Origin of the sequence: Cupriavidus sp. CuC1, from assembly GCF_044627735.1 — a bacterium.
Taxonomy (GTDB): Bacteria; Pseudomonadota; Gammaproteobacteria; order Burkholderiales; family Burkholderiaceae; genus Cupriavidus; species Cupriavidus ulmosensis.
In genome coordinates this window covers 1-1,117 of the sequence record NZ_JBIUHC010000387.1, presented here as the reverse complement: position 1 = coordinate 1,117, position 1,117 = coordinate 1, and the positions used below count along the sequence as shown (strand labels likewise).

At 62.0% G+C, this 1,117-nt stretch carries 2 protein-coding genes; one reads left to right on the top strand and one right to left on the bottom strand.

What is annotated here, in order from left to right:
* A partial coding sequence (locus ACGLHR_RS51815; protein ID WP_400103910.1) for a hypothetical protein occupies window positions 1-217 on the bottom strand: 217 nt, incomplete at its 3' end.
* A gap of 451 nt (window positions 218-668) precedes the next feature.
* On the opposite strand from ACGLHR_RS51815, the gene ACGLHR_RS51810 reads away from it, so the two are divergent.
* Window positions 669-1,117 (top strand): LysR family transcriptional regulator (locus ACGLHR_RS51810; protein ID WP_400103908.1); only part of this gene is annotated, 449 nt, incomplete at its 3' end.

Genomic DNA, 1,117 nt, shown 5'->3' with positions numbered 1-1,117 from the left:
TGCCAAGTTCGGCATGCGCATGCGGGGAACGCACGATGGCCGCGTGCAGGGTGCCGGGCTTCACGCCCAGGTCGTCGGCATAGCGGCCACGGCCAGTGAGGATCGCGGCGTCCTCGAGCCGCTCCATCGCGCGGCCCACGTGACGCTGGCGCCCGACCGCAGCGGATTCAAGGTGGAGGGCCGCTGCTGCTGCCGGCAGGCTGCGCTTGTCGCTCATGACCGGTCCTCCCGCGTGGCGGGACCGGGGCGGTCCATCTGGTTAGCGGGGATTGCGGGCCGGCACGGGAAAGCGTGTCGCGGCGCGGGGCAAACACCCGCTGCCGGTGTCTCCAGTGTCGTGCCGGTCATGCCGCCAGCATCGTTCTGTCTCATTCCTGACTCCGTTCTGCGCGTCGGCCCCGATAGGCGAATCCGCCGGGGACATGCAACGTTGAACAGGAGCTTAGTGAGATTATGGTATTAGTTCTAATATTGTTTTTTGATCAGTTCAATCAGTTCTACTGATGCCAGTCCACATGGACTTTAGCGGGCACATCTGGGCTGCTAACGCGCCACGGACTAGGGTTTTCCCCCAATAGTGGCCAGGCGTTCCGGCAATGTTGCAACAAAAAAACTGATACGATCAGTCCAATCTAGCAAATTTATTGATACCGAATCGATCACTTGGCATGGACCTCAAACAGATCCAGTACTTCATTGCGCTGTTCGAAGACGGCTCCGTCACGCGCGCGGCCAAGCGGCTGAATATCGTGCAACCGGCGCTGAGCATGCAGATCGCCAAGCTGGAAGAAGAGTTCGGACAGAAGCTGTTCGATCGCATCCCGCACGGGATGGTGCCGACAGCGGCCGGCCGCATGATGTACCGGCTGTTCCTGCCGATCACGCGGGACCTCGCCAATGCACGGCAGCAACTTATGCAACGCGAGGAGCAGGTGGCCGGCAGCATCTCCATCGGCATGGTGGCTTCAGAAACGGAAAGCGTGCTGGTGGGGTCGCTGGTGCGCTTCAACGCGCGCTACCCGAATGTGGAGGTATCGGTGGCGGACGGCTTCAGCGCCACGCTGATCGACCTGGTCTCCGCCGGCCAGCTCGACGCGGCCGTGGTGCATAAGCCCCG